This window comes from Methylorubrum rhodinum (assembly GCF_014199935.1).
Lineage (GTDB): Bacteria > Pseudomonadota > Alphaproteobacteria > Rhizobiales > Beijerinckiaceae > Methylobacterium > Methylobacterium rhodinum.
Map to the genome: position 1 here is coordinate 24,944 of NZ_JACHOP010000012.1, position 26,492 is coordinate 51,435.

Here is a 26,492-nt window from a genome sequence, read left to right on the forward strand (position 1 = left end):
CCTCAGAACAGGGACTTCGCGGCGCTGCCCGCCGCCGCCACCAGCGGTGCCGGGATCAGGAAGAACAGCACCACGACGACGCTGGAGGCCGCCAGCACGATGGCCGAGCCCGGCGGGATGCGCTCATAGGCAGCTTGAGGCTCGTCGAAATACATCACCTTGACGAGGCGCAGGTAGTAGAACGCGCCGACCACCGAGGTCACCACGCCGATCACCGCCAGCGCCACGAGGTCCGCCTTGATGGCGGCGGCGAAGACGTAGAACTTGGCGAAGAACCCGGCGAGCGGCGGGATGCCGGCCAACGAGAACATCATCGCGGCGAGGCTGAAGGCCAGCCACGGATGGGTGCGCGAGAGCCCCGAAAGGTCGTCGATGGTCTCGAACATCTTGTCCTTGCGCCGCAGGCTGAGCAGCACCGCGAAGGCCCCGAGCGTCATCGCAAGATAGACGATCATATAGATGACGACGCCGCGGATGCCCTCCTCGGAGCCGGCGGCCAGCCCGATCAGGGCGTAGCCGACATTGCCGATGGAGGAATAGGCCATTAGGCGCTTGAGGTTGCGCTGGCCGATCGCCGCGAAGGAGCCGAGCGCCATCGAGGCGATCGAGACGAAGACGATGATCTGCTGCCAGACCGCGGTCACGTCCGGGAAGGCGCCGATGAACACGCGGACCGTCATCGCCATGGCGGCCATCTTCGGCGCGGAGGCGAAGAAGGCGGTGACCGGCGTCGGCGAGCCCTCGTAGACGTCGGGCGTCCACATGTGGAACGGCACCGCCGCGAGCTTGAAGGCGACGCCGGCCGCCACGAACACGATGCCGAGCACGAGGCCGAAGCTAGCCGGGCCATCGTCGAGCGCCGTGACGATACCGGGGAACGAGACCGTGCCGGTGAAGCCGTAGACCAGCGAGGCGCCGTAGAGCAGCATGCCGGACGAAAGCGCGCCGAGCACGAAGTACTTGAGGCCGGCTTCCGTCGACTTCACGTCGTCGCGGTGGAAGGCGGCGATGACGTAGGCTGCGAGCGATTGCAGCTCCAGGCCGAGATAGAGCGAGATCAGGTCGTTGGCGGACGCCATCACCATCATGCCGATGGTGCAGAGCACGATCAGGATCGGGTACTCGAACCGGTCGATGCGCTCGCGCTGGAAGTAGTCGCGCGACAGAAGGATCGTGGCGGCCGAGCCGATCAGGATCAGGGCCTTCATCACCCGGGCGAACGGGTCGGCGATGAAGGCGCCGTTAAGCGTCGTCACCGAGCCGGTCTGCGACATCACGAGGAAGAAGGTGAAGATCAGGAGCCCCAGCGCCCCGAGATTGGTGCTCTCGGCCGAGCGCTCGCCGCGCCACGCGCCCCAGAGCACCAGCAGCAGCGCGCCGACGCTCAGGACGATCTCCGGCAGGACCGGCGTGATCGACGGCAGGACGGACTGGATCGGGGTCATCGCGCGGCGGCCTCGATTTTCTGGGAGGTCTCGGGGGCGGTCTTCTCCGCCGCCGCGAGCTTGGCAGCCTTGGCGGCGGCCTCCGCATTCTGCGTGTTGGCGAGCGCCGTGCGCATGTTCTGCATCAGCGCCTCGGTCGAGGGCGCGAAGGTGTCGAGCACGGGGGCAGGGTGGACGCCGTACCAGATCGTCAGCGCGACGAGCGGCGCGATGATGATCTTTTCCCGCAGGTCGAGATCGAGGATGCCCTGGAGGTTGGGCTTCTCCAGCTTCCCGTAGATCACCCGCGCGTAGAGCCAGAGCGCGTAGCCCGCCGAGAGGATGATGCCGAAGACCGAGAAGAACGCGACCGTGGGGTTGGCCTTGAAGGCGCCCATCATCGCCAGGAACTCGCCCACGAACCCAGACGTGCCGGGCAGGCCGACATTGGCCATGGTGAACACCATCATCGCGGCGGCGTAGAGCGGCATCCGCTTCACGAGGCCGCCATAGGCGGCGATCTCGCGGGTGTGCATCCGGTCGTAGACGACGCCGACGCAGAGGAAGAGCGCGCCCGAGACGATGCCGTGCGAGATCATCAGGAACAGCGCGCCCTGGATGCCCTGCTCGTTCAGCGTGAACAGGCCCAGCGTCACGAAGCCCATATGGGCGACCGAGGAATAGGCGATCAGTTTCTTGATGTCGGTCTGCATCATCGCGGTGAGCGAGGTGAAGATGATCGCGATCACCGACAAGGCGAAAACCAGGGGCGCGAACTCGGCCGAGGCGTCCGGCAGCATCGGCAGCGAGATGCGGATGAAGCCGTAGCCGCCCATCTTCAGAAGGATGCCGGCCAGGATCACCGAGCCCGCGGTCGGCGCCTCGACGTGGGCGTCAGGGAGCCAGGTGTGGACCGGCCACATCGGCATCTTCACCGCGAAGGAGGCGAAGAAGGCGAGCCACAGCCACCACTGCATGCCCACGGGGAAGCGATGCGCCAGCAACGTCGGGATGTCGGTGGTGCCGGCCTCCCAGTACATCGCCATGATGGCGAGCAGCATCAGCACCGAGCCGAGCAGGGTGTAGAGGAAGAACTTGAAGCTCGCGTAGATGCGCCGCTTGCCGCCCCAGATGCCGATGATGAGGAACATCGGGATCAGGCCGGCCTCGAAGAACAGGTAGAACAGCACGAGATCGAGCGCGCAGAACACGCCGATCATCGTCGTCTCGAGCACGAGGAAGGCGACGAAGTACTCCTTCACGCGATTCTCGACCGAGAGCCACGAGGCGCCGATGCAGAACGGCATCAGGAACGTGGTCAGCAGGATCAGCGGCATCGAGAAGCCGTCGACGCCGAGCTTGAACCGGATGTTCTCGGCGAGCCACGCGTGGCTCTCCACGAGTTGGAAGCTGGGGCTCGCGATGTCGTAGCGGGCCCAGGCGGCGAGCGAGAGCAGGAAGGTGACGATGGTGGTGATCAGCGCGGCCCAGCGGGCGTTGCGCTTCACGGCTTCCGTCTCCTCCCCCAGCGTCAGGATGAAGGCGGCGCCCGCGAGCGGGACGATCAGGAGCCCGGAGAGAATGCCGAGGCCGAACATCAATGCGCTCCTCCGACCGCCGGCACGCCGGAGACGAGGTACCACGTGATCAGGCCGGCGACCCCGACGAGCATCACGAAGGCGTAGTGGTAGACGTAGCCGGTCTGGAGGCGGACCACGCCGCGGGTCACGTCGACCACGCGGGCCGAGATGCCGTCGGGGCCGAAGCCGTCGATGACGCGCCCGTCGCCCTCCTTCCACAGGAACAGGCCGAAGTTCTTGGCCGGGCGGACGAATAGCCGGTCGTAGATCTCGTCCATGTACCACTTGTTGAGCAGGAAGCGGTACAGGATCGGCTGCGAGGTCGCGAGGCGGTTCGGCAGATCAGGCCGGCGCAGATACATCCAGAACGCCAGGACGAAGCCGAGCACCAGCATCACGAACGGCGAGGCGGCGACCCAGCCCGGCGCATCGTGGATCTTGTGCATGATGTCGTTGCCGGAGTGGTGCGGCAGCGCCGAGCCCCAGAACTTGTCCATGTCGTGCCCGATGAACCGCTCCTTAAAGATCAGGCCGGCGAACAGGGCGCCGAAGGCCAGCACCGCCAGCGGGATCGTCATCACGAGCGGGCTCTCGTGTGGCTTGTGGGCGCCGTGATCGTCGTGGTGCTCGATCGCGCTGTGCGAGGCGGGCTCGACATCGTGGCCCTTGTCATCGTGGGCGACGCCCTCGTGATGGCCGGGCTTGCCGTCGGCGTCATGAGCATGGGTGACTTGGGCGTGCGCCGCATGGGCGTCGGCATGGGCATGGTCGTCGTGACCGTGCGCCCCGTGGGCGACCCAGCGCTGCGGGCCCTCGAAGGTGAGGAAGAACAGGCGCCAGGAATAGAACGAGGTCATCAGCGCAGCGATCACGGTGGCGAGGAACGCCAGCACGTGGCCGGGGCGGTCGGACATGTAGGCCGCCTCGATGATCGCGTCCTTGGAGTAGTAGCCGGCGGTGAAGGGGAAGCCGATCAGCGCGAGGGTGCCGATCGTCATCATCGCGGTCGTGAAGGGGATGTATTGGCGCAGGCCCCCCATGTTCCGCATGTCCTGCTCGTGGTGCATCGCGTGGATGACCGAGCCGGCGCCGAGGAACAGCAGCGCCTTGAAGAAGGCGTGGGTGAACAAGTGGAACACGCCCGTGGCGTAGGCGCCCACACCCAGGCCGACGAACATGTAGCCGAGCTGCGAGCAGGTCGAGTAGGCGATGACCCGCTTGATGTCGTTCTGCACGAGCCCGACGGTCGCGGCGAAGAAGGCGGTGATGCCGCCCATGACGGTGACGACGGTGAGCGCGGTCGGCGCCAGCTCGAACAGCGGCGACAGGCGGGCGACCATGAACACGCCGGCGGTCACCATGGTGGCGGCGTGGATGAGGGCCGAGACCGGGGTCGGGCCCTCCATCGCGTCCGGCAGCCACGTGTGCAGCAGGAACTGCGCCGACTTGCCCATGGCGCCCATGAACAGCAGCAGGCAGGCGAGCGTCAGGGCGTGCCAGTCATGGCCGAGGAAGTGGAAGGTCGCGTCCTTCAGCTCCGGGGCCTTGGCGAAGATCGCATCGAACCCGACCGAGCCGGTCAGCACGAACACGAGGAAGATGCCGAGGGAGAAACCGAAATCGCCGACGCGGTTGACGATGAAGGCCTTCATCGCCGCGGCGTTGGCGGACGGCTTCTCGTACCAGAAGCCGATCAGCAGGTAGCTCGCGAGGCCGACGCCTTCCCAGCCGAAGAACATCTGCACGAGGTTGTCGGCCGTCACCAGCATCAGCATGGCGAAGGTGAACAGCGACAGGTAGGCGAAGAAGCGCGGCCGGTGCGGGTCCTCGTGCATGTAGCCGATGGAGTAGACGTGCACGAGGGTCGAGACCGAGGTCACGACCACGAGCATGACCGCGGTCAGCGTGTCGGCCTTGAAGGCCCAGTCGACGGTGAGGTCGCCCGCGGTGAACCACTGGGCGACGTGCACCGTCTCGGCCCGGCCGTCGCCGGTGACGAGGAAGAAGGCGCCCCAGGCGAGCAGGCAGGCGAAGGCGAGGCAGCCCGTGGTGACGAGCTCGCTCATCCGCGCGCCGATGGTGCGCCCGAACAGGCCGGCGATCAGCGCGCCGATCAGCGGGAAGAAGACGATGGCGTGATACATGGGAGATCGTGCCTCGCAGCAGGCGGGACGAAGGGGCGGCGCCGGTTGCGAGCCGTCAGCCCTTCATCATGCTCACGTCTTCGACGGCGATGGAGCCGCGGTTGCGGAAGAACACCACCAGAATGGCCAGACCGATGGCGGCCTCGGCGGCGGCCACGGTCAGCACGAACAGGGCGAAGACCTGGCCGGTGATGTCGTTGAGATGGGTCGAGAACGCCACGAGGTTGATGTTGACCGCGAGCAGGATCAGCTCGACCGACATCAGGATGACGATGACGTTCTTGCGGTTGATGAAGATGCCGAGCACGCCGAGCGTGAACAGGATCGCGGCGACCGTCAGGTAATGGCTCAGGCCGATCATGTTCACACCTCCACGCCCTGTCGGGAGGGCACCTTGATGGTATCCACGGCCATCGCCTGGGTGCGGGCGTTCTGCACGGAGATGTTCTGGCGCTTGACGCCGGCGCGGTCGCGCAGCGTCAGGACGATGGCGCCGATCATCGCCACCAGCAGGATCAGGCCGGCGATCTGGAAGAAGTAGACGTAGTCCGTGTAGAGCACCCGGCCGAGCGCCTGGGTGTTGGTGAGGCTCTCGCCGTGGGCGGCGCGCCCCAGCGGCGCCTGGACGAGGCCCGGATCGAGGGTCCAGGTGCCCACCACCAGCAGCAGCTCGATCAGGAACACCGCGCCGATCAACCCGCCGATCGGCAGGTAGCGCTGGAAGCCCTGGCGCAGCGCCGCGAAGTCCACGTCGAGCATCATCACGACGAAGAGAAACAGCACCGCCACCGCGCCGACATAGACGACGATCAGGATCATCGCCAGGAACTCGGCGCCCATCAGGACGAAGAGGCCCGCAGCGTTCACGAAGGCGAGGATCAGGAACAGCACCGAGGTGACGGGGTTCCTGGCGGCGATCACCATGAAGCCCGAGGCCACGGCGAGACCGGCGAAGAGATAGAAGAAGGCGGCGGCTGCGGTCATGCGGTGTTCAGCATCGGCCGCCCTTTCGGGCGGCTCCCTTCTGCCTCGGTGGACCCTCGGCCGCAGGCGGCGGCCCGTCTATAGAACCCGGCCCTGCGGCGCACAACGGGAATGGCGCCCCGGCTTTAGCGGTAGGGCGCGTCGGTGGCGATGTTGCGGGCGATCTCGCGCTCCCAGCGGTCGCCGTTCGCGAGCAGCTTCTCTTTGTCGTAGAGCAGCTCCTCGCGGGTCTCGACCGAGAACTCGAAGTTCGGGCCCTCGACGATGGCATCCACAGGGCAGGCTTCCTGGCACATGCCGCAATAGATGCACTTCACCATGTCGATGTCGTAGCGCGTGGTGCGCCGCGTGCCGTCGTTGCGGCGGGGGCCCGCCTCGATGGTGATGGCCTGCGCCGGGCAGATCGCCTCGCACAGCTTGCAGGCGATGCAGCGCTCTTCCCCGTTGGGATAGCGGCGCAGCGCGTGCTCGCCGCGGAAGCGGGGTCCGCGGTGGCCCATCTCGAAGGGGTAGTTGATCGTGGCCTTCGGCTTGAAGAAGTATTTCATGGCGAGGACGAACCCCGACACGAACTCCTTCAGGAGAAGGCTTCTGGCGACCTGATCGAGCTTCACGGCGCGATCCTTCTCAAGCGCCCGGCGCGAGACCGGTGAGTTTCAGGACGAAGGCGACGACGACGACCGAGATCAGCGAGAGCGGAAGGAACACCTTCCAGCCGAGCCGCATGAGCTGGTCGTAGCGGTAGCGCGGGACCATGGCCTTCACCATGGCGATCATGAAGAACAGGAAGCTCGCCTTGAGCGTGAACCAGATCACGCCGGGCACCCAGGTGAAGGGCGCGAACGGGATCGGCGACAGCCAGCCGCCGAGGAACAGCACCGTGCCGAGCGCGCACATGGTCATGATCGCCACGTACTCGCCGAGCATGAACAGCAGGTACGGCGTCGAGGAATACTCGACCATGTAGCCGGCCACGAGTTCGGATTCGGCTTCAGGAAGGTCGAAGGGCGGGCGGTTGGTCTCGGCGAGCGCCGAGACGAAGAACACGCCGAACATCGGAAACAGCCACAGCCAGTACCAGCCGAAGATGCCGAGCGCCGTGTCCTGCGCCATGACGATGCGCGAGAGGTTGAGCGAGCCGGCACACAGCAGCACGCAGATGATGACGAAGCCGAGCGAGACTTCGTAGGAGATCATCTGCGCCGCCGAGCGCAGCGCGCCGAGGAAGGCGTATTTCGAGTTCGACGCCCAACCGCCCATGATGACGCCGTACACGCCGAGCGAGGAGATCGCGAAGATGTAGGTGATGCCGACATTGATGTCGGCGATGGCCCAGCCGTCGGCCAGCGGGATCACCGCCCAGGACGCCAGCGCCAGCATCGCGAAGACGAGGGGTGCCAGCAGATAGATCGCCTTGTTGGCGCCTGCCGGGATCACCGGCTCCTTCAGGACGAACTTCAGCAGGTCGGCGAACGACTGGAACAGGCCCCAGGGCCCGACGACGTTGGGGCCCCGGCGCAGCTGCACCGCCGCCCAGATCTTGCGGTCGGCCAGCAGCGCGTAGGCGATGAAGACGAGCAGCGCCGCGAGCAGCACGAAGCTCTTCAGAGCCAAGAGGAGGACGGTGCCGAGCACCTCGAGGAAGGTCATCGAGGCGCCCCTTATTCCGCGGCTTCGAGCGCGCGGCCCCGGGCGAGCCCGGAGCACTCGGCGAGCACCCGCGAGGCGCGGGCGATCGGGTTGGTGAGGTAGAAGTCGGCGACCGGCGAGGTGAACGCCGTTTTTTCGGAGTTGCCCGGCAGCCCTGCGAGCTTATCGAGCGTCGCCGCCGCGTCGGAGGGCTCGACCGCGCCGACGGCGGCGAGATGCGGATGCTCAGCGTACATCGCCTTCCGCAGCGCGCCCAGCGAATCGTAGGGCAGGCGCTTTCCGAGTACGTCGGACAGCGCGCGCAGGATCGCCCAATCCTCGCGGGCGTCGCCCGGCGGGAAGCCGGCGCGATTGGTCATCTGCACCCGACCTTCGAGATTCACGTAGGTCGCGCTCTTCTCGGTGTAGGCGGCGCCCGGCAGGATCACATCGGCGCGGGAGGCCCCCGCGTCGCCGTGAGTGCCCTGGTAGATCAAGAAGGCGCCCGGCGGGATCGCCCGCTCGTCGGCGCCGAGGTTGAACACCACGTCCAGCGCCCCCGGCTCCAGCATCTGCGAGAAGCCAAGGCCCCCCTCCCCCGGCACGAAGCCGAGATCGAGCGCGCCGACGCGGGCGGCGGCCGTGTGCAGCACGCCGAGGCCGTTCCACTCGGCCGTGACCGCGCCGAGGTTCTTGGCGAGCGCGGCCGCCGCGCCGAGCGCGCCGAGCCCGCCCTCGCCGACGAGGATCAGCGGGCGCTCGGCCTTTTTGAGGATGTCGAGGAAGCTGTGCTCGCCCTTGGCCAATGAGCCCAGCGTGTCGGGGCCGGCGCCGAGATAGGTGTAGGGGTAGGTGAGGTCGGGCTGCTCGTCGAGGATCAGGCCGACGGCGAGCGGGGCCATGCGCCAGCGCTTGCGGATGCGGACGTTGAGGAGCGAGGCCTCTGTGCGCGGGTTGGTGCCGACCAAGAGGATCGCGTCCGCCGCCTCGATGCCGGGGATCGTCGTCCCAAAGGTATAGGCGGCCCGGCCCCAGGCCGGATCGATCGCCTCGCCGGTCTGGCGGCAGTCGAGATTGGTGACGCCGAGCGAGCCCATCAGGGCCTTCAGCGCAAAAATCTCTTCCGCGCCCGCGAGGTCACCGACCAGCGCGCCGACGCGCTTGGGGTCGGCGCCATTCAGCTTGCCGGCAATCGCGGAGAAGGCTTCGCCCCAGGAGGCCGGGCGCAGGCGCCCGTTCTCGCGTAAGAAAGGCCGGTCGAGCCGCTGCAGGCGCAGGCCGTCGACCACGTGGCGGGTCTTGTCGGAAATCCACTCCTCGTTGATCTCCTCGCTGATGCGCGGCTCGATCTGCATCACCTCGCGGCCGCGGGCATCGACGCGGATCGCCGAGCCTACCGCATCCATCACATCGACGGATTCGGTCTTGTGCAGCTCCCACGGACGCACGTTGTAGCTCTGCGGCTTGTGGACCAGCGCGCCGACCGGGCAGAGGTCGGCGACGTTGCCCTGAAGCTCCGAGCCCATCGCCTGTTCGAGGTAGCTCGTGATCTCCATGTCCTCGCCGCGGCCGATGGCGCCGAGATCGGGCACGCCAGCCACCTCCGCCAGGAAGCGGACGCAGCGGGTGCAGTGGATGCAGCGGTTCATCGCCGTGCGCACCAGCGGGCCGATATACTTCTCTTCGACCGCGCGCTTGTTCTCGTGATAGCGGGTCGAATCGACGCCGTAGGCCATCGCCTGATCCTGAAGATCGCAATGGCCGCCCTGGTCGCAGATCGGGCAATCGAGCGGGTGGTTGATGAGGAGGAACTCCATCACCCCCTCGCGGGCCTTTTTCGTAAGGCCCGAACGAGTGACGACTTCCGGCGGCTCGCCGTTCGGACCCGGCCGGCAATCCTTCACCGCGTAGGCGCAGGAGGCCACGGGCTTCGGCGCGCCTTTGAGCTCCACCAGGCACATGCGGCAATTGCCGGCGATCGACAGCCGCTCGTGGAAGCAGAAGCGCGGAATCTCCGCGCCCGCGATCTCGCAGGCCTGGAGCAGGGTGTAGTCGGCCGGAACATCGACCTCGGTGCCGTCGACGAGGATTTTTGTCATCGTTGAATCTCGACGTTGAGCATCGGAGCGGCGGTCACTCCGCCGCCATCGGCACGGCATCGGAATGCGGGTTGGCGCTGTACTGGTCGATCCGCTTCTCGATCTCCGGCCGAAAGTGGCGGATGAGACCCTGGATCGGCCACGCGGCGGCGTCGCCCAGCGCGCAGATGGTGTGGCCCTCGACCTGCTTGGTGACCTCCAAGAGCATGTCGATCTCGCGCTTCTGCGCCCGGCCCGCGGCCATGCGGGTGAGCACGCGCCACATCCAGCCCGTGCCCTCGCGGCAGGGCGTGCACTGGCCGCAGGACTCGTGCTTGTAGAAGTACGAGATGCGGGCGATCGCCCCGACGATGTCGGTCGACTTGTCGAGCACGATCACGGCGGCGGTGCCCAGCCCCGAGCCGAGGTTGCGCAGGGTGTCGAAGTCCATCTTGGCGTCGATGATCTGCTCGGCCGGCACCAGCGGCACCGAGGAGCCGCCGGGGATCGAGCACAAGAGATTGTCCCAGCCGCCGCGCATGCCGCCGCAATGCGTGTCGATCAACTCGCGGAAGGTGATGCCGAGCTCTTCCTCGACGTTGCAGGGCTTGTTGACGTGGCCCGAGACGCAGAACAGCTTGGTGCCGGTGTTGTTCTTGCCCCCGAGCCCCGCGAACCACGCGCCGCCGCGGCGCAGGATCGTGCCGGCCACCGCGATCGACTCGACGTTGTTGACCGTCGTGGGACAGCCGTAGAGGCCCATATTGGCCGGGAACGGCGGCTTCAGCCGCGGCATCCCCTTCTTGCCTTCCAGGCTCTCGATGAGGGCCGTCTCCTCGCCGCAGATATAGGCGCCCGCGCCGTGGTGGACGTAGATGTCGAACGGGTAGTCGTGGACGTTCGACTGGCCGACGAGGCGGGCCGCGTAGGCCTCGTCCACGGCGCGTTGTAGGGCGAACTTCTCCGCCACGTACTCGCCGCGCAGATAGACGTAGCAGGCATGCGCGCCCATGGCGAAGGAGGCCAGCATGCAGCCCTCGATCAGGAGATGCGGATCGTGCCGCATGATCTCCCGGTCCTTGCAGGTGCCCGGCTCCGACTCGTCGGCGTTGACGACGAGGTAGTGCGGGCGCCCGTCGGACTTCTTGGGCATGAACGACCATTTCAGCCCGGTCGGGAAGCCGGCGCCGCCGCGACCGCGCAGGCCCGAGCCCTTCATCTCGTCGATGATCCAGTCCCGGCCCTGGTCGAGCAGGAACTTGGTGCCGTCCCACGCGCCGCGCTTCTTCGCCGCCTCGAGATCGGGCGAGTGCAGGCCGTAGAGGTTGGTGAAGATGCGATCCTGATCGGAGAGCATGTTTCGGTCCTCAGCCCTTCGTTCCGGCGAGATCGGCAGCCTGCCTCACCCAGTTCTCCCGGTCGATGCGACCGGGGAACGCGAGATAGGCGCCGACCCAGGCAACCTCTCGCGGGGTCCAGGCGGCGATCTGATCGTAGTGCCAGATGCCGAGCGCGTTCAGCCGGGTCTGGTTGACCGGGCCGATGCCGCGGATCTTGGTGAGATCGTCCGGCCGGTACTCACGGGCAGCCGGCAGGCCCTTCGGCCGCTCGCCCGCCGCGTCGGCGCGCGCTTCCGGGTTCTCCGCCTCGGGCACGCCGTCGTCGGCGCCGGCGGCCGCCGGGTGCTGCGGCGGCTCGGTGCGGAGTGCGGCGTCCTCGGCGAGCGCGCGGGTCTCGGCGTCGGGCGTCTCGGTCTTGGCCGGGGGCTCACCGGCGGCGGCGCGCTCGGCCGGCGAATCGAGCGCCGGACTGTCGCCGGGCCGGGCCGCGGCGGTCTTGGCCTCGGAGGTGCCGCGCTCGGCGGCGTCCGCCTTGTCGGACTCGCGCACGGGTGCCTGACCCGCGGCGGCGCGCTGGGCCGGGCCGTCGGCGGTGCCCTGCTCGACGGGGCGGCCGGCCTCGGGACGGGCGGGCTTGGCTTCCGTGGCAGCGCGCGCCTCTGTGGACTTCGCTTCGTCCTGCTTGACCGCCTCCTCGTCCTTGGTCGCCTCGAAGCGCTTGCGCCATGCGCCGACGCGGGACCCGTCGAACAGGGTCGGGTCGGTCAGCGTGTTGACCGCGTCCTTCGGCTCGGACGAGACCCGGCCGACCTGCGAGCCGATCTTCACCGGGCGCCCGGCGGCGAGGTCGTCCATGAGCTTGTTGAGGCTCTCAGGGCTGAGGTCCTCGTAGTAGTCCTGATTGATCTGCACCATCGGCGCGTTGCAGCAGGCGCCGAGGCACTCGACTTCGAGCCAGGAGAAGTTGCCGTCGGCCGAGACGTGGCCGGGCGGCCCGAGGCGCGCCTGGAGCGCGGCCTTCAGTTCCTTGGCCCCGCAGCAATCGCACGGCACGGTGCCGCAGAGCTGGATCCAGAAGCGCCCGACCGGCTCCAGCGCGAACATCGTGTAGAAGGTCGCGACCTCCAGCACGCGGATATGCGGCATGCCGAGCTGGTCGGCGACCGCCTCGATCGCGGCTCGAGGCAGCCAGCCGCCGTTCTGCTCCTGCGCCTTCCACAGCAACGGGATCACGGCGGAGGCCTGGCGCCCCTCCGGATACTTTTCGATCTGGCCGCGGGCCCACTCGGCGTTCTCGGGGGAGAACGCGAAGTGCTGGGGCTGCTCGGCGGCGGGGGCGAGTCTGCGGTTGGCCATCGTCAGTTCTTTACCATGTCGCTCGACGGTGCCATGCCACGGCAAGGCCGTTCGTGTTCCGCGTCGTCATGAGCAATGAAAGTCGTGCAAATCTGTTGCTGACCTTCTAGTTCAAGAAGGTTGATCGCGAGACCGATGTCGATACCCAGTGGTTCGAAGCTGGAGAAGGTGACCCGCCAGCCTTGTTCGACCAGCTGCGTCCTGCACGGTGATTTCTCGCCTTTGCAGGGAGCGAATGCGGCTTGGGCGCGTGCGGACATCGCTTGTTGCTCGGCCTCACGCGCGGGCGCCGCTCGTTCCCAGGCTTGCAACTCGTTCCACACACCTTGAGCCCGCGCTGGATCGCTGCCGGCAGCGGACGCCAACAGGACCAAGCCGAACGCGAGGCCGACCCGCGCTGTCACCGGTCCACCTCACCGAACACGATGTCCAGCGTGCCCAACACACAAGAAACGTCAGCCAGCAGGTGGCCGCGGCACATCCAATCCATCGCCTGCAAGTGCGCGAAGCCCGGCGCGCGGATCTTGCAGCGGTACGGCTTGTTGGTGCCGTCCGAGACCAGATAGACGCCGAACTCGCCCTTCGGCGCCTCGACGGCCGCATAGACCTCGCCCTCGGGCACGTGGAAGCCCTCGGTGTAGAGTTTGAAGTGGTGGATGAGCGCTTCCATCGAGCGCTTCATCTCCCGGCGCGGCGGGGGCGCGAACTTACCGTCGGTGGAGGCGATCGGCCCCTGGCCCGCAGGCTCGCGCAGCTTGGCGCAGCACTGCCGCATGATCTTCACCGATTCCCGCATCTCTTCCATGCGGATGACCTGACGGTCGTAGGTGTCGCCGTTCTTGCCGACGGGGATGTCGAAATCCATTTCCTCGTAGCACTCGTAGGGCTGCGACTTGCGCAGGTCCCACGGGATGCCCGAGCCGCGCACCATCACGCCGGAAAAGCCCCAGGCCATCGCCTCGTCCTGGGTGACGATGCCGATGTCGACGTTGCGCTGCTTGAAGATGCGGTTGGCCATGACGAGGTCGTCGAGGTCCTGCACCACCTGGAGAAAGGGGTCGCAGAACGCCTCGATGTCGTCGATCAGCGCGGGCGGCAGGTCCTGATGGACGCCGCCGGGGCGGAAGTAGTTGGCGTGGAGCCTCGCACCCGATGCGCGCTCGTAGAAGATCATCAGCTTCTCGCGCTCCTCGAAGCCCCAGAGCGGGGGCGTGAGCGCGCCGACATCCATTGCCTGGGTCGTCACGTTGAGGAGGTGGGAGAGGAGCCGCCCGATCTCGCAGAACAGCGTGCGGATGAGCTGCGCGCGACGCGGCACCTCGATGCCGGCGAGCCGCTCGATCGCGAGGCAGAAGGCGTGCTCCTGATTCATCGGCGAGACGTAGTCGAGCCGGTCGAAATAGGGCGTCGCCTGGAGGTAGGTCTTGTGCTCGATCAGCTTCTCAGTGCCGCGGTGCAACAGGCCGATATGCGGATCGACCCGCTCGACCACCTCGCCGTCGAGTTCGAGCACGAGGCGCAGCACGCCGTGCGCCGCCGGATGCTGCGGCCCGAAATTGATCGAGAAGTTGCGGATGTTGTGTTCGGACATGCCCGCGGCCTTCAGCTCGACTTCTTCTCGTCGCCGGGGAGCACGTAGTCGGTGCCCTCCCAGGGCGAGAGGAAGTCGAAGTTCCGGAACTCTTGCGTCAGCTTCACCGGCTCGTAGACGACGCGCGCCTCGTCCTGATCGTAGCGCACCTCGACGAAGCCGGTCAGCGGGAAATCCTTGCGCAGCGGATGCCCCTCAAAGCCGTAATCGGTCAGCAGCCGCCGAAGATCGGGATGGCCCGAGAACAGGATGCCGTAGAGGTCGTAGGTCTCGCGCTCGAACCAGTTCGCCGCCGGGAACACCGTGATCGCCGACGGCACCGGGGTCGCCGCGTCGGTCTGCACCTTCACCCGGACGCGCATGTTATGGCGCAGGGAGAGGAGGTGGTAGACGACGTCGAACCGGCGGGCGCGCTGGGGATAGTCGGCGCCGCAGATGTCGATGAAGCAGCGGAAGGCGCAGGCCGGCTCGTCGCGCAGATAGGTCAGCGCGTAGACGATGTCGCTGGCCTGGACCGTCAGCGTCAGCTCGCCGAAGGCGATGCTCCAGTGGGTGACCGCGGGGCCGAGCGCGCCAGCGATGCGCTCGCCCATGGCGCGCAGAGCCGCGTCGCCCTGAGCTGCGGCGACCGTGCCGCGAAGGACGATGCCGTTGGTGGTGACGGCGGGAATGGTCTCGCTCATCGCCGGCCCCTCAGCGCTCGATCGTGCCGATGCGGCGGATCTTCCGCTGCAGCAGCAGGACGCCGTAGAGCAGCGCTTCCGCCGAGGGCGGGCAGCCCGGCACGTAGATGTCGACCGGCACGACCCGGTCGCAGCCGCGCACCACCGAATAAGAATAGTGGTAGTAGCCGCCGCCGTTGGCGCAGGAGCCCATCGAGATGACGTAGCGCGGCTCCGGCATTTGGTCGTAGACCTTGCGCAGCGCAGGCGCCATCTTGTTGGTCAGCGTGCCGGCGACGATCATCACGTCGGACTGCCGGGGCGAGCCGCGCGGGGCGAAGCCGAAGCGCTCGCAATCGTAGCGCGGCATCGACATCTGCATCATCTCGACGGCGCAGCAGGCGAGCCCGAAGGTCATCCACATCAGCGAGCCGGTGCGGGCCCAGTTGATGAGCTCGTCCGCGCTCGTGACGAGGAAGCCGCGGTCGGCCAGCTCGTCGTTGATCGAGAGGAACATCGGGTCGGTGGCGCCGATGGGCCGGCCGGTCGAGGGATCGATGATCCCTTTCGGCTGCGGCGCGATCTCGGGTGCGCGGGACAGGGTCGGGTTCAGGGCCATCTGTGCCTCTGAGCGAGGAAACGGTGAAGGCGGCGTGGCGCGCGGGTCCGGCCTAGTCCCACTCGAGGGCGCCCTTGCGCCACTCGTAGACGAAGCCGACGGTGAGGACGCCGAGGAAGACCATCATCGACCAGAAGCCGAACCAGCCGAGCTCCCCGAACGTGATCGCCCAGGGGAACAGGAACGCGACTTCGAGGTCGAAGATGATGAACAGGATCGCGACGAGGTAGAAGCGCACGTCGAACTTCATGCGCGCGTCGTCGAAGGCGTTGAAGCCGCACTCGTAGGCCGAGAGCTTTTCGGGATCGGGGCTCGAATAGGCCACGATGAACGGCGCGACGAGGAGCGCCACGGCGATGAACAGCGAGACGCCGATGAACACGATGAGCGGCAGATAGTCCGCCAGCAGGCCGGTCATGCCGAACCCCTCGTTCCGTTGCGCGGGAGGATCATGGAGTGCCCTCGCGTCGACGCCTGGCCGCGGAGAAGAATCCTCCCGATGGAATTCCTCCAATGCCAGACTGGGCGCCGGGCGAGGCTTAGACGAGCCCCCCGAGAGAGACAAGTGCGTTGCGCGTCGCACAATCGCCCCATGCGGTGACAGATGTCGTCCCTGGTATACCAGCGCATGGGGTGGCTTCCCGGGACGCATGGGGCGCCGTCATCGAGAGGCCGTGCGGGTCTCGTCCTCGGGCTTCCATCGGCTGCGATTCGACCCGCCGCGGACCGTCCGGGCCGGCGGGCGTCGATCCTCTCCCGAGCGGCTCGGAAGCCGGCTGCGCAGGGAATCGCGAAACTGCGATTCCTTTGCTTGACAGCCCGGAGCACCCCACCTAAACCCCGCCTCGTCGCCGGCAGCGAGGCCAGCCCCTCCGGCGACACGAAAGCGCGGGCGTAGCTCAGTTGGTTAGAGTGCCGGCCTGTCACGCCGGAGGTCGCGGGTTCGAGCCCCGTCGCCCGCGCCACGCTCTCCTTCAGGAACGGCATCATCGAACTTTGCGCTCGACGCGCGTCGGTGCCGTTTCCCTGCTTTCTTCAGATCGTTGTCGGACCGCTCGCTCGATCGCGAGCCCGCATGGGCTCCGACGGCGCCCGCAGGCGCCGTCGGCATGGGCGTTCCTATCCGACGATCTCGTACCAGAGGCTGACGCCGCCGCTGCCGTGCCGGCCGTGCATCAGTTGCCGCGACAGCTCGTTGAGGCGACGCTCGACGAGGTCGGAGGCGAACAGCACCCGGTAGCGCGCCTGATTATAGAGATGCGCCAGCAGCAGGTATTGCTCGCCCCAGTAAAGCTTGGCCTCGAGCAGGGCCTGCCGGTTGCGCGGGAACGGCAGCCGTACGTCGTGCGCATGCACGATCACGCCCTTGGGCAGGTAGGGCAGGATGCGCAGGTAGAAGTAGATCGTGTCGCTGCCGGTCTTCACGGTGTGCGAGCCGTCGAAGAACACCACGTCGCCCGCACTCAGGTTCTCCTGGAACCACGAGGCCGGCACGCCCTGGATCTTCTCCTGCCGGAACTGGATGTTGGGCAGGTTCTTGATGTCGGTGCGCGGCTCGGGATCGATGCAGGTGAGCGAGCCCGAACCGTTGGCCTCCAGCGCCGCGTTGACGACGTGCGAGCTGAAGCCGCAGCCGATCTCCACCACCTTCGCCGGACGCAGCTTGCGGATGGTGCCGTAGAGCGACATCGCGTCGGTGCCGCTGAACTGCGAGTTCTTCCAGTAGAACCCTTCGTCCGTCTTCTCGACCGGCGGTGCGAACTGGCCGGTGTACTCGACGAGGGACCGCCCGTAGCTCTCGATCCGCGCGAGGTCGAAGACGTCCGCGTCGTCGAAGATGGGCTTCGAGTCCCGCGTGCTCTGGTAGCCCTCGTACTCGAACGAGGCCTCGATCTCGGCGAGGCTCGGCGTCTCGGAATAGAAGTCGGTCCGTCCCAGGCTGACGCCGTGGGCCTCGAGCTTGCGCCGCTCCTCGCCGGTCGCCCACTTGTACTTCTGGCCGAGCTTGATCAGCGTGGCGATCTCCTGCTCCGGCGTCGCGGGGATCGGCGCGGCCGGCGCCGCGACAGGCGCGGGAGAGACGGGCGCAGCGGCAGCGGGCGCCGCCGGGGCGGGCTGCGGCGTAGGCTGTCCGGCGGCCGGGCTCGTGCCGCCGGACCGGTGGCGGATCAGGCCCTGGAGGCCCTCGCTCCACAACCGTACGCAGTGCCGCCAATCGTAGTTCGCGATGGCATAGTTGCGGCAGGCGACGGCGTTGACCGCGCGGTCGAGCAGGGCACGGCGGAGCACCTGATAGATCTGCTCCTCGTCGCCGAAATCGAGGATGTTGAAGCCGGTCTCGCCGGGCCGGTACAGCTCCTCGATGATGTTGCTGCGGTGCCCGATCAGGGCCGCACCGCTCATCTGGGCCTCGATGTTCTGCACCTCGTAGATGGCCTTGGCCTTCCACAGGGGGTTCTTCTTCTGCACCTCCGCCTGCAGGTGCGGCGGGCTGTGCTCGTAATTGATGGTGCAGTAGACGTGCACCCGGTTGAAGAACTGCTCGTAGATCCGGTCGAACCGGCCGAACGGCACCTTGATCGCACCCTCGATCGGCACCGGGCGGCCGATGCTCATCACCTTGAGGTCAGGGAATTCGGCCTTCAGCCGCTCGATCGGGCGGACGTAATGCTGGATCGCCAGCATGTCCGGCATGTTCGGCACGTCGAGGCCGATCGTCGGCGGCAGGCCGGACTTGTAGCCCGGATGCAGCATCGACGGGGAGGCGCCCCGCGGCACGTAGGCGAACCGGGCCGGGTATTCCGCGCGCACCCGCGGATCGGCTTGGAGCAGGTCGACGTCCTCCTGCAGCGAGCAGGCCACGAAATCGAACTGACCGAACTGCCCCAGCACCGCCGAGGTCTGGACGAGATCCGGGCTCGGGACGAACTTCGGAAAATTCTTGGTGGTGACTTTTGCGTATTGGCGGCAGAGCGCGCCGAACTTGATCCAGTCCTCGACGAAGTAGGACTGGTAGATCAAGATGTCGCACTCGGAAAAACCATCCCCGTCGGGGAAGACGGGCCGGATGTCGAAGCGCGCGCCGTAGCGGTCGAGCTCGTCGAGCGAGCCGATCTTGTGCTTCTGGAGGAACTCCTCGTAGCTCTCCCTCGTCACGAACGGCAGGAGCAGCGTCACCTCGTAGCCGAGCCGGGCGAACTCGATGCACTCGAACAGGCTCATCACGCCGTTGAAGCCGCCCTGCGGGATCGGGTGGCGTCCGAACACATGAAGCTTCATCGTCACTCGCTCCCGCGGCCTCACGGCCCGCACTCACCCCTCGCCGCCCGCCGACGAAGCCCGGAGGGTCCGGTTCCGCCTCTCGTCCGGACGGATCGCCCCGCTGAGCCACGCGACGCGGCGATCTGCCGGGCTCGGAGATGGCCGGGAACAACGGCCCGACGGCCCCGTCCCGCAGGATTCCCGGAGAGGTTGGGGCGGACCCATCCGAGGCCCCGCTTACCGTCTAATCCGGGCTCCGTCGAGAGCGGCGCACCCGCGGCCCCGCCTCCGCCCGACGGCTCCGGCCAAGGCGGCAGCGTGGCCGCGGTGCCACGCTCCCGTCGATCCTCGGCGCGGCCCCCGGCCCCGCCGCGGTTTCGCCGCATCGGCCGGGGAAGCGCTCGGACCGTCCGCCGCACACCTCTCGAATCTGCCCGATGCCGATCCTGCGCCCCGCCTCTGCCACCGTCCTCCTCGCGCTGACGCTTCCGCTCGCCCTTGCCGGCTGCGGTAGCTCGCCGGTGCTGGAGGCGAGCCTGCCGACGGTGCCGGTGATCCTCGACGAGGGGGCGGCGGCGGAGGCGATCTCGCGCTACCGCGCGCAGCACGGTTTGGGGCCCGTCACGATCGATTCGCGGCTGATCCGCGCCGCCTCGTTCCAGGCCGTCGCCAATGCGCGGGCCGGGCGGCTCAGCCACGAGGCCGCGGGGTCCTTCGACAGCCGCATGGCGGGCGCGGGCTTCGGCAAGCGCTACGCGTCGGAAAACCTCAGCGCGGGCTCGGAGACGTTCGATCAGGTGCTGGCGCGCTGGAAGGCCTCGCCCGAGCACAACCGCAACATGCTGATGCCGCAGCTGCGCCGGGTCGGCATCGCCCGCGTCGATGCGCCGGACACCCGCTACAAGCGCTTCTGGGCGCTGGTGATGGCGGCCGACTGAGCGGCGGCCGCCTTCGTCGGCGGATCAGGCTTACTGCGCCTGGGCGAAGAGCGGATCGAATCGCTTCTGCGCGAGCTTGCCGTGGGTGACCGCCTTGGCGGCCTCCATGTTGTCGCGCTGGTCGCGGACGACCACGAGCGCGACCATGCCCATCAGGTAATGCGGCGAGCACTTGAAGCCGTAGACGCCTTCCTTGTCGAACCTGATCACCGCCTCCTGGCCGACCGTCGACTTCACGGACTCCGTCCCGTCCGGCGCCATGCCCTTGATGGTCTCGACGTTGTGGCCCTTGTCGGTCGGCACGAACTTGATGCTGTCGCCCGGCTTCAGCCGCACGAAGGCCGGATCGAACACCATCGACCCGCCCGGCCCGCTGTTGAGGGTCTTGACCGTCACCTCGTCGGCGGCGGCCGGCAGCGTAGCGGCGAGACCCGAGACCAGGGCGGCCACGGCCGGAAGATGCTTCAGCGTCATCGTTCGCTTCCTCGGAATTATTCTCATGATGATCGACGTATTTCGTCGACAAATTCTCGATATCGAGTCGCTTCCGAAACATCAAATGCGGATGCGCAATCGATAAGTCGAATAATTATACTTTAAATTCACGACGTGAGTTGAGACAAACCAGATCGCCCATCGTTCTCGACGCCTGTCATTCCGGGACACCGGAGGCGTGCAATCCACGACGGGCCGCGACGCTGTGTGCGGGGCCCGCATTACCGATGGATTCCGGGCTCCGCTGCGCGGCCCCGGACCGACCGGCGTGTTGGATCGAAGCCGACCCGATCGCATCGCCCCGCGTTCGAAGCCCGCGGCATTCCCGGGGCGCCCTTTCAAACCCGGTCGGCCGGGTGTAGACGCGGAGCTTAACGATCATCCAAGACGCCCGATCCCCTCGGGCGCCGCCCTGAAGAGGTGGCGCGCGGGGGTGCGAGCGCGCGCGAAAGGTCTTAAGGGCGCTCCATGCCGAAACGCACCGACATCCACTCCATCCTCATCATCGGTGCGGGACCGATCATCATCGGGCAGGCCTGCGAGTTCGACTATTCCGGCACCCAGGCCTGCAAGGCGTTGCGCGAGGAGGGCTACCGGATCGTCCTGGTTAACTCGAACCCGGCGACGATCATGACCGACCCGGACATGGCCGACGCCACCTATGTCGAGCCGATCACCCCGGAGATCGTCGCCAAGATCATCGAGAAGGAGCGGCCCGACGCCCTCCTCCCCACGATGGGCGGCCAGACCGCGCTGAACTGCGCGCTCTCGCTCAAGCGCATGGGCGTGCTCGAGAAGTTCGGCGTGCAGATGATCGGCGCCACCGCCGAGGCCATCGACAAGGCCGAGGATCGCAACCTTTTTCGCGATGCGATGACCAAGATCGGCCTGGAAACGCCGAAATCCGAACTCGCCAACGCGTCGGCGGCCAAGAAGGCCGACCGCGAAAGATACCTCGCCGAGACCGCGCGGATCGAGGCGGCCAACGCGGAGCCCGCCGCCCGTGCGGCGGCGCTCGCCGAATTCGAGAGGGCCTGGACCAACGGCGAGGGCGACCGCCGCCGCCGCTACATCGAGCACGCGCTCGGCCAAGCCCTGATCGCACTCGCCGAAGTCGGCCTGCCGGCGATCATCCGGCCGAGCTTCACCATGGGCGGCACCGGCGGCGGCATCGCCTATAACCGCGAGGAATTCCTCGAAATCGTCGAGCGCGGCATCGACGCCTCGCCGACCAACGAGGTGCTGATCGAGGAGAGCGTGCTCGGCTGGAAGGAGTACGAGATGGAGGTCGTCCGCGACAAGGCGGACAACTGCATCATCGTCTGCTCCATCGAGAACATCGATCCGATGGGCGTCCACACCGGCGATTCGATCACGGTGGCGCCCGCGCTGACGCTGACGGACAAGGAATATCAGGTGATGCGCGACGCGTCGCTCGCGGTGCTGCGCGAGATCGGCGTCGAGACCGGCGGCTCGAACGTGCAGTTCGCCATCGACCCGGCCACCGGCCGGATGATCGTCATCGAGATGAACCCGCGCGTCTCGCGCTCCTCGGCGCTGGCCTCCAAGGCGACCGGCTTCCCGATCGCCAAGGTCGCGGCCAAGCTCGCCGTCGGCTACACCCTGGACGAGATCGCCAACGACATCACCGGCGGGGCGACCCCGGCCTCGTTCGAGCCGACGATCGACTACGTCGTCACCAAGATCCCCCGCTTCGCCTTCGAGAAGTTCCCCGGCGCCGAGCCGACGCTGACCACCGCGATGAAATCGGTCGGCGAGGCCATGGCGATCGGCCGCTGCTTCGCCGAGTCGCTTCAGAAGGCGCTGCGCTCGCTGGAGACGGGTCTCACCGGCCTCGACGAGATCGAGATCGAGGGGCTGGGCAAGGGCGACGACCACAACGCCATCAAGGCCGCGCTCGGCACGCCGACGCCCGACCGCCTGCTCAAGGTCGCCCAGGCGATGCGGCTCGGGATCAGCCACGAGGAGATCCACGCCTCCTGCAAGATCGATCCGTGGTTCCTGGAGCAGCTTCAGGCCATCGTCGATCTGGAGAACCGGGTGAAGGCCCACGGCCTGCCGACCACGCCCGGCGCCTTCCGCCAGCTCAAGGCCGCCGGCTTCTCCGACGCGCGGCTGGCGGTTCTGGCCGACACCGACGAGAACGCGGTGCGCGCCGCCCGCCGGGACCTGGACGTGCGCCCGGTCTTCAAGCGGATCGACACCTGCGCCGCCGAGTTCAAGGCGCCGACCGCCTACATGTACTCGACCTACGTCGCCCCCTTCGCCGGCACCGTGGCCGACGAGGCCTACCCTTCGGACAAGAAGAAGGTCATCATCCTCGGCGGCGGCCCGAACCGGATCGGCCAGGGCATCGAGTTCGACTATTGCTGCTGCCACGCCTGCTTCGCGCTCACCGAGGCCGGCTACGAGACCATCATGGTCAACTGCAACCCGGAGACGGTCTCGACCGACTACGACACCTCCGACCGGCTCTATTTCGAGCCGCTGACGGCGGAGGACGTGCTGGAGATCATCGAGACCGAGCGGCAGGCGGGCACGCTGCACGGCGTGATCGTGCAGTTCGGCGGCCAGACCCCGCTCAAGCTCGCCCGTGCGCTGGAGGCCGCGGGCGTGCCGATCCTCGGCACCTCGCCCGACGCCATCGACCTCGCCGAGGACCGCGACCAGTTCAAGCGGCTCCTCGACAAGCTCGGGCTGAGGCAGCCCAAGAACGGCATCGCCTACTCGGTGGAGCAGAGCCGGCTGGTGGCGGCCGAACTCGGCCTGCCCTTCGTGGTGCGCCCCTCCTACGTGCTGGGCGGGCGCGCCATGGCGATCATCCACGACGAGGCGCAGTTCGCCGAGTACCTGCTCGGCACGCTGCCGAGCCTGATCCCCTCCGACATCAAGGCGCGCTACCCCAACGACAAGACGGGGCAGATCAACACGGTGCTGGGCAAGAACCCGCTCCTGTTCGACCGCTACCTGTCGGACGCGACCGAGGTGGACGTGGACGCGGTCTGCGACGGATCGAGCGTGTTCATCGCCGGCATCATGGAGCACATCGAGGAGGCGGGCATCCATTCGGGCGACTCGGCCTGCTCGCTGCCGCCGCGCACGCTCTCGCCGGAGACCCTCGCGGAGCTGGAGCGCCAGACCAGGGCGATGGCGCTGGCCCTCAAGGTCGGCGGCCTGATGAACGTGCAGTACGCGATCAAGGACGGCACCATCTACGTGCTGGAGGTGAACCCGCGCGCCTCGCGCACCGTGCCGTTCGTCGCCAAGGTGATCGGCGAGCCCATCGCCAAGATCGCCGCGCGGATCATGGCGGGCGAGCCCCTCGACGGGTTCGGCCTCAAGCCGAAGAAGCTCGACCACATCGCGGTGAAAGAAGCGGTATTCCCCTTCGCCCGCTTCCCCGGCGTCGACGTGCTGCTCGGGCCGGAGATGCGCTCGACCGGCGAGGTGATCGGGCTCGATGCCGGCTTCGGCGTGGCCTTCGCCAAGAGCCAGCTCGGCTCGGGAACCGCGGTGCCGCGCACCGGCACGGTGTTCATCTCGGTGCGCGACGACGACAAGCCGCGCGTGCTGCCCACCATCCGGCTCCTGTCGGAACTCGGCTTCTCGATCCTGGCGACGGGGGGCACGCAGCGGTATCTCGCCGACGAGGGCATCCCCACGGGCCGCATCAACAAGGTGCTGGAGGGCCGGCCCCACATCGTCGACGCGATCAAGAACGGCGAGATCGCCCTCGTCATCAACACCACCGAGGGCGCGGGCGCGCTGTCCGACTCCCGCTCGCTCCGGCGGGCGGCCCTCTTGCATAAAGTGCCGTACTACACCACTCTGGCCGGCGCGATGGCGGCGGCCGAGGGGATCAGAGCCTATCTCGAGGGCGATCTTCAGGTGCGGGCCTTGCAGGAATACTTCGCGGCCTAAATACCTCCGGCGCGCGAGGGGCCCGGCGGACAGGGCGCCTCGCGGCCTGAACTGACAGCCGATTTCCGGCCCGGAAGGAGTTCACGCTCCCGCCGGGCCTCTTCATTGTGGCGCGAGACCATGAGCATCGACAAGGTTCCGATCACGATCCGCGGCTACGCAGCCCTCGAAGAGGAGCTGAAGCATCGCCAGCAGGTGGAGCGGCAGCGCATCATCCAGGCGATCTCCGAGGCGCGCGCGCTGGGCGACCTGTCCGAGAACGCCGAGTACCATGCCGCCAAGGAGGCCCAGTCCCACAACGAGGGCCGGGTGCTCGAACTGGAGAGCATGATCGCGCGGGCCGAGATCATCGACACCGCGAAGCTCTCGGGTGCCAAGATCAAGTTCGGTGCGCGCGTGAAACTCCTCGACGAGGACACCGAGGAGGAGAAGACCTACCAGATCGTCGGCGAGCCGGAGGCGGACGTGCGCGAGGGCCGCGTCTCGATCTCCTCGCCGATCGCCCGGGCGCTCATCGGCAAGGGCGTCGGCGATTCCGTCGAGGTGACGACGCCGGGCGGCGGCAAGTCCTACGAGGTCGTCGCCGTCGAGTGGGGCGCCTGAACCAAGTGCAGGTCCTCTGGCGCATCCCCGGCCTCGCCGCTCTTCTGGGCCTCACCCTGCTCGCGGGGCCGGCCGCCGCGCAGGATTTCGGCCGTCTCGGCGGCGTCTCGGTCGACGTGCGCACGCTCGACGCCTACGGCCGCGGGCCGCAGGCGGAGGCCCTGCGGGCCGACCTGACCGCGGCGTTGCGCCAAGCCTTCGGCGACCGGATCGTGCGCGGCGCCCCGACCCTGGTGGTACGGGTGAGCGGCCTCTCGCTCAACCCCTATACCGGAGCTCAGGGCGCCGGCCGCAGCGGCCTCGGCGGCGGCGGGGTGACCGACTATCTCGAGGGCGAGGCGCTTCTGGTCGGCCGCGACGGCACGGTCCTCGCCCGTCATCCCCAGCTCTCGGCCCTGCCGGCGAGTTCGGGTGGCGCGTGGTACGATCCGGCCTCCGAGCGGCGGCGGGTCGGGGCGCTCGCCGAGCATTACGCGGCCTGGCTGCGGCGCCAGCTCCCGACCCGGTAGGGTCCGGGAGCGGGACACATTTCGGGGACGTGCGTGGCGTGAGCGGAAGCGGGCCGGGGGCGGGTGACGGCGTCGTGCCGCCCGAGATCGGGCGTGCGCGCGCCTGGATCGTGACCGACGGCAAGGCCGGCGACGAGAACCAGTGCATCGGGATCGCCCAGGCCCTGGGCCTCGCCGTCGAGACGCGGCGCATCCCCCGCGGCCGCCCCCTGACCTGGACCGCCCCCTGGGGCCCGATCGACCCCCGCGACGCGCCGGGCAGGGCCGGGGGCCTGCTCGAAGGCCCGCTGCCCGACATCCTGATCGCCTCGGGCCGGCGCGCCGTGCCCTACCTGCGGGCGGTGCGGCGCGCCTCGACGGGGCGCACCTTCACGGCCTTCCTCAAGGACCCGCGCACGGGGCACGACACCGCCGACTTCATCTGGGTGCCGGATTACGACGACCTGCGGGGAGCCAACGTCTTCACGACGCTGACCGCCCCGCACCCGGTCTCCCGCGCCCGGTTGGATGCCGCCCGCACCCGGCCCGATCCGCGGCTCTCGGCCCTGCCCTGGCCGCGCATCGCCGTGCTGATCGGCGGCGACAGCCGGCACCTGAGCTACCGCAAGGCCGACACGCGGCGCCTCGTGCGCGACCTCACCAAGCTCGCCGACGGCGGCTGCTCGCTGATGATGACGGTCTCGCGGCGCACCCCGCCCGACCTCAGCGCGGCCTTGGCCGACCTGATCCGCCGCAAGGGCGGGTTCCTCTGGGACGGCACCGGCGAAAACCCTTACGTCGGCATGCTGGCGCTGGCCGACCACGTCGTCGTCACCTCGGATTCGGCCAACATGGTCGGCGAGGCCGCGAGCACCGGTGTGCCTCTCCTGCTGTTCGACCTCCCGCGTACCTATATCCGGCATCGGCGGATGTTCGCCGGGCTCGCCATGGCGGGGGCGCTCAAACCGTTCATCGGCCGCCTGGAGGCCCTGCGCTACGCACCGATCGACGCGACGCCCGAGATCGCCGAGGCGATGGCGAAGGCCTACGCAGCGCATCGGCGGCGCTTCGAGCCGGGCGGGGGTACGGCGTCCCCGGCGACGCAGCCGAAGGCGTCCGGGAAGGGACTTTTCTAGAGCATCGTCCCGAAAGGTGGTTTCCGGCTTTCGGAAAAAGGCGATGCGACACGAGAATCCAGAGCTTCGTCCTGGATCCGATATTCAGGACGATGCTCTGGCAGCATGATCGCCGGAGGCCGAGCGCATCGAGGCGCCCGAAACTCCGAAAAAATCATTTTACGCGTGCCGTGGCAGAGTACGCGCGAATCGACGGGACGACGGGCCGGCCCCGCCAAGCGG

22 protein-coding genes and 1 tRNA gene are annotated in these 26,492 nt (G+C 67.8%); 6 read left to right on the top strand and 17 right to left on the bottom strand.

The genetic code is table 11. The features are described from left to right. Positions 1–2: 2 nt before the first annotated feature. The 15 genes from nuoN to HNR00_RS14515 all read right to left on the bottom strand — a co-directional run bounded on the left by nuoN (position 3) and on the right by HNR00_RS14515 (position 15,825). Complete coding sequence (gene nuoN / locus HNR00_RS14445; protein ID WP_183570470.1) at positions 3–1,445, bottom strand: NADH-quinone oxidoreductase subunit NuoN; 1,443 nt, start codon at positions 1,443–1,445, stop codon at positions 3–5. Then, the gene (locus tag HNR00_RS14450; protein WP_183570472.1) at positions 1,442–3,022 is read right to left on the bottom strand and encodes an NADH-quinone oxidoreductase subunit M; all 1,581 of its coding nucleotides are present in this window, start codon (positions 3,020–3,022) and stop codon (positions 1,442–1,444) included. The genes nuoN and HNR00_RS14450 overlap by 4 nt, the downstream gene beginning before the upstream one ends. After that, complete coding sequence (nuoL, locus tag HNR00_RS14455; RefSeq protein WP_183570474.1) at positions 3,022–5,148, bottom strand: NADH-quinone oxidoreductase subunit L; 2,127 nt, start codon at positions 5,146–5,148, stop codon at positions 3,022–3,024. Before nuoL ends, HNR00_RS14450 begins: the two co-directional genes overlap by 1 nt. A gap of 55 nt (positions 5,149–5,203) precedes the next feature. Then, complete coding sequence (gene nuoK, locus HNR00_RS14460; RefSeq protein WP_003598182.1) at positions 5,204–5,509, bottom strand: NADH-quinone oxidoreductase subunit NuoK; 306 nt, start codon at positions 5,507–5,509, stop codon at positions 5,204–5,206. Positions 5,510–5,511: 2 nt separating this feature from the next. Then, positions 5,512–6,132 (bottom strand): NADH-quinone oxidoreductase subunit J, encoded by a 621-nt coding sequence (locus HNR00_RS14465; RefSeq protein ID WP_183570476.1) that lies wholly within the window; start codon positions 6,130–6,132, stop codon positions 5,512–5,514. A 125-nt stretch (positions 6,133–6,257) separates the two neighbouring features. Further along, positions 6,258–6,746, bottom strand: a complete 489-nt coding sequence (nuoI, locus tag HNR00_RS14470; RefSeq protein ID WP_091942023.1) for an NADH-quinone oxidoreductase subunit NuoI — start codon at positions 6,744–6,746, stop codon at positions 6,258–6,260. Between the two features lie 13 nt (positions 6,747–6,759). Then, positions 6,760–7,782 (bottom strand): NADH-quinone oxidoreductase subunit NuoH, encoded by a 1,023-nt coding sequence (gene nuoH / locus HNR00_RS14475; RefSeq protein WP_091942020.1) that lies wholly within the window; start codon positions 7,780–7,782, stop codon positions 6,760–6,762. Between the two features lie 11 nt (positions 7,783–7,793). Then, positions 7,794–9,860: an NADH-quinone oxidoreductase subunit NuoG gene (nuoG, locus tag HNR00_RS14480; RefSeq protein ID WP_183570478.1), complete on the bottom strand. Its 2,067-nt coding sequence runs from the start codon at positions 9,858–9,860 to the stop codon at positions 7,794–7,796. 34 nt (positions 9,861–9,894) lie between these two features. Continuing rightward, positions 9,895–11,196 (bottom strand): NADH-quinone oxidoreductase subunit NuoF, encoded by a 1,302-nt coding sequence (nuoF, locus tag HNR00_RS14485; protein ID WP_183570480.1) that lies wholly within the window; start codon positions 11,194–11,196, stop codon positions 9,895–9,897. A gap of 10 nt (positions 11,197–11,206) precedes the next feature. Continuing rightward, positions 11,207–12,535 carry an NADH-quinone oxidoreductase subunit NuoE gene (gene nuoE, locus HNR00_RS14490; protein ID WP_183570482.1) on the bottom strand — a complete coding sequence of 443 codons (1,329 nt, stop codon included), beginning with the start codon at positions 12,533–12,535 and terminating at the stop codon, positions 11,207–11,209. A 2-nt stretch (positions 12,536–12,537) separates the two neighbouring features. After that, complete coding sequence (locus tag HNR00_RS14495) at positions 12,538–12,939, bottom strand: hypothetical protein (RefSeq protein WP_183570484.1); 402 nt, start codon at positions 12,937–12,939, stop codon at positions 12,538–12,540. Further along, the gene (locus HNR00_RS14500; protein WP_183570486.1) at positions 12,936–14,126 is read right to left on the bottom strand and encodes an NADH-quinone oxidoreductase subunit D; all 1,191 of its coding nucleotides are present in this window, start codon (positions 14,124–14,126) and stop codon (positions 12,936–12,938) included. Before HNR00_RS14500 ends, HNR00_RS14495 begins: the two co-directional genes overlap by 4 nt. Before the next feature lie 11 nt (positions 14,127–14,137). Then, positions 14,138–14,809, bottom strand: coding sequence for an NADH-quinone oxidoreductase subunit C (locus tag HNR00_RS14505; RefSeq protein WP_210306491.1), 672 nt, complete (start codon positions 14,807–14,809; stop codon positions 14,138–14,140). A 10-nt stretch (positions 14,810–14,819) separates the two neighbouring features. Then, the gene (locus tag HNR00_RS14510; protein WP_183570488.1) at positions 14,820–15,407 is read right to left on the bottom strand and encodes a NuoB/complex I 20 kDa subunit family protein; all 588 of its coding nucleotides are present in this window, start codon (positions 15,405–15,407) and stop codon (positions 14,820–14,822) included. A gap of 52 nt (positions 15,408–15,459) precedes the next feature. Next, the gene (locus HNR00_RS14515) at positions 15,460–15,825 is read right to left on the bottom strand and encodes an NADH-quinone oxidoreductase subunit A (protein ID WP_091942006.1); all 366 of its coding nucleotides are present in this window, start codon (positions 15,823–15,825) and stop codon (positions 15,460–15,462) included. 470 nt (positions 15,826–16,295) lie between these two features. On the opposite strand from HNR00_RS14515, the gene HNR00_RS14520 reads away from it, so the two are divergent. Then, positions 16,296–16,372: transfer RNA gene (locus HNR00_RS14520), tRNA-Asp, on the top strand. A gap of 154 nt (positions 16,373–16,526) precedes the next feature. Here HNR00_RS14520 and HNR00_RS14525 read toward each other — a convergent pair. After that, entirely contained in the window at positions 16,527–18,686 is a 2,160-nt protein-coding gene (locus HNR00_RS14525) for a class I SAM-dependent methyltransferase (RefSeq protein ID WP_183570490.1), read from the bottom strand. A gap of 419 nt (positions 18,687–19,105) precedes the next feature. On the opposite strand from HNR00_RS14525, the gene HNR00_RS14530 reads away from it, so the two are divergent. Next, entirely contained in the window at positions 19,106–19,606 is a 501-nt protein-coding gene (locus HNR00_RS14530) for a CAP domain-containing protein (RefSeq protein ID WP_183570492.1), read from the top strand. A 30-nt stretch (positions 19,607–19,636) separates the two neighbouring features. Here the strand turns inward: HNR00_RS14530 and HNR00_RS14535 are convergent, their stop codons facing one another. After that, positions 19,637–20,080 (bottom strand): pseudoazurin, encoded by a 444-nt coding sequence (locus tag HNR00_RS14535; RefSeq protein ID WP_183570494.1) that lies wholly within the window; start codon positions 20,078–20,080, stop codon positions 19,637–19,639. A gap of 489 nt (positions 20,081–20,569) precedes the next feature. Between HNR00_RS14535 and carB the strand changes: the two genes are divergently transcribed. The 4 genes from carB (at position 20,570) to HNR00_RS14555 (ending at position 26,270) form a co-directional block, all read left to right on the top strand. Next, complete coding sequence (carB, locus tag HNR00_RS14540; RefSeq protein ID WP_183570496.1) at positions 20,570–24,043, top strand: carbamoyl-phosphate synthase large subunit; 3,474 nt, start codon at positions 20,570–20,572, stop codon at positions 24,041–24,043. 126 nt (positions 24,044–24,169) lie between these two features. After that, positions 24,170–24,646 (top strand): transcription elongation factor GreA, encoded by a 477-nt coding sequence (gene greA, locus HNR00_RS14545; RefSeq protein ID WP_183570647.1) that lies wholly within the window; start codon positions 24,170–24,172, stop codon positions 24,644–24,646. Next, a complete protein-coding gene (locus HNR00_RS14550) occupies positions 24,634–25,155 on the top strand; it encodes a hypothetical protein (RefSeq protein ID WP_312886061.1) in 522 nt (173 codons plus the stop codon). Before greA ends, HNR00_RS14550 begins: the two co-directional genes overlap by 13 nt. 38 nt (positions 25,156–25,193) lie before the next feature. Further along, on the top strand, positions 25,194–26,270 hold the full coding sequence (locus HNR00_RS14555; protein WP_183570498.1) for a mitochondrial fission ELM1 family protein: 1,077 nt from the start codon (positions 25,194–25,196) through the stop codon (positions 26,268–26,270). Positions 26,271–26,492 lie beyond the last annotated feature (222 nt).